1 pseudogene is annotated in these 2,238 nt (G+C 62.0%); it reads left to right on the top strand.

Going from position 1 to position 2,238, the window contains the following annotated elements:
• Positions 1–89 precede the first annotated feature (89 nt).
• A pseudogene (locus AC0L3A_RS40495) lies at positions 90–1,005 on the top strand (IS3 family transposase); the annotation flags it as partial.
• Positions 1,006–2,238 lie beyond the last annotated feature (1,233 nt).

Below are 2,238 nucleotides of genomic sequence, written 5' to 3'. Positions count from 1 at the left end.
GTGGAAAAGGTTCTTGCCAATGTCGATCCCAAACACCGTTGCCGGCCTGGGCTTGTTCCGTGTCCTCATTGCTTCCTACTTTCAAAAGCCCCGCCGCCAAGCGCGCTGCGGTCGCGCATCTGCAGGCCGTCATGAGCCTGTCGGAGCGGCGGGCCTGTTCAATTGTCGGAGCGGATCGGAAGATGATCCGCTATCGCTCCAGCCGTCCTCCGGACGCGACTCTCCGTGGCCGGCTGCGTGACCTTGCCAACGAGCGGCGGCGTTTCGGCTACCGCCGGTGTTCGTGCTGCTGCGGCGGGAGGGTGAGCCATCGGGGATCAACCGGATCTACCGGCTTTATCGGGAAGAAGGGCTCACCGTCCGCCAGCGGCGGGCTCGCCGCAAGGCCGTGGGGACCCGTGCCCCGATCCTAGTCGAGGCGATGCCCAACGCGCGCTGGTCGCTGGATTTCGTCCACGACCAGTTCGCCAACGGTCGGCGCTTCCGCATCCTCAACATCGTCGACGACGTCACCAAAGAATGTCTGGGCGCCATTCCGGATAAATCGATCTCAGGACGACGCGTCGCTCGCGAACTGACGGCCGTCGTCGAACGACGCGGCAAGCCAGGTATGATCGTGTCCGACCACGGCACCGAGTTCACCTGCAATGCCATGCTCGCCTGGTGCAGGGACGCAGCCATCGACTGGCACTTCATTGCACCGGGAAAGCCGATGCAGAACGGCTTCGTCGAGAGTTTCAACGGCCGGATGCGTGACGAGCTGCTCAACGAGACTCTCTTCTTCGATCTGGACGACGCCCGCGCCAAGATCGCCAATTGGGTTGCCGACTACAATCTTCAGCGGCCTCACTCGTCGCTGAAATACATGACCCCCGCGGCTTATGCCGCCCACCTCACCGCAACGGACGATCGGCTACGCAACCCCGACCAGCTCCGCCGATCGTCCGTTGCTCCAACCGCGCCACTTGGCGTAAAAACCCCGAGGCTCTAACCGCGGCCGGATGAAAGTTCGGTGGCAGGTCACGAGCGACCGCTGATTCGTATGACCTCAATCGTCTTACCGAAGTCGCCTGTGAATTTTGCGTGAGGCCGTGAGGTCCCTCGCATCTTGTACGCGAAAGTCGCGCCCACGGCCCGCAGAATTTTGGTCATCGGCGAAAGACGACTTTTGCAACAATATCCTCGAACCAGCGGACTTATGCGGCTGAGGCGCTCTTCCGCTTGAGGGCCAGAAACAGACCTTTGCTGATCGGCAACATCGGAACGATGAATAGCCTCTCTCGCCATCTAGCTCACGGCAGGACGCCCAAAGAGAGCCCTTGTTCATCTCGATTGAGGGCCAGTTGGCGGACCCTTGTCTCCCCCCTGATGGCAGGCAAGGGCTCAGTCCAGCGCACCTCAGCGCGTTGGAGCTTGCCGCAGCGTTCTTAGCCGAGGGCCGCAAAGGTCGACAAGCTCGGAACCGACAGCGTAGCCCGAGATAGCTCCAAAAGACGCACGCCAGATGGTGTTTGGATAGCTGCCGGCGCAAACCAGATGTGTCGTATCGGATGCATAGTTGACGCAGCGCTTTAGACACTGCCTCGCCAGCGCAGCTTGGCGATCGGGGCAGTTCAGGCCGGTTCTTTCGTCTTCGACCCTCCCGGCGTCGTCCTCAAAAAAGCAATCCCGCAACTGCGCATTTCGAGTCAACACGTTCATGCATTGAGCGGTCGCGTCGACGACCTGCACCTTGGTCGGTTTCACCAATGGGCACTCTGGGGGAATCTGAGCTGGGACCACGTAGGTACGCGCTGGCCGGCGGGCGAGCACGGCGGCTCTGTGCTTGCTCACGGCGGACCCACGTGACGGCCCTCGAGAATCTTCGGCGCAGGCGATAGGAAGGCATCTGGTCCACAGCGGACCGCCGCTCACGCATCGATTGGCGTCTGGCGCGCAGCCGGTGGGGCAACAGGTTTGCGCAGACGCGGGCGATATCACCGCATATGCCAAAACCAGGATTGTCACCTTGAGACGGCGCATGTTCCCCCCACCAGACAGCAGCTAAGCGGCGCTTGGCTGGTCCTTTTCAATCGCGCTCATTCTTCTTCTTGTCATCTCCATCCTGGCCGCCAAAGCCCGAGGAGCCCTTGTTACCGCCGCCACCTCCAGATCGGGAGCCTTCCTCTCCGGAATGCGCGACCTTGGACCCCTTTGCGCCACCCGAGTTCTCGCCGCCACCCCCGCCAGAGCCCCCAC

This window comes from Bradyrhizobium sp. MI1.3, from assembly GCF_055811695.1.
Note: the sequence above shows the minus strand (reverse complement) of the source record. Positions and strands in the feature narration are given on the sequence as shown.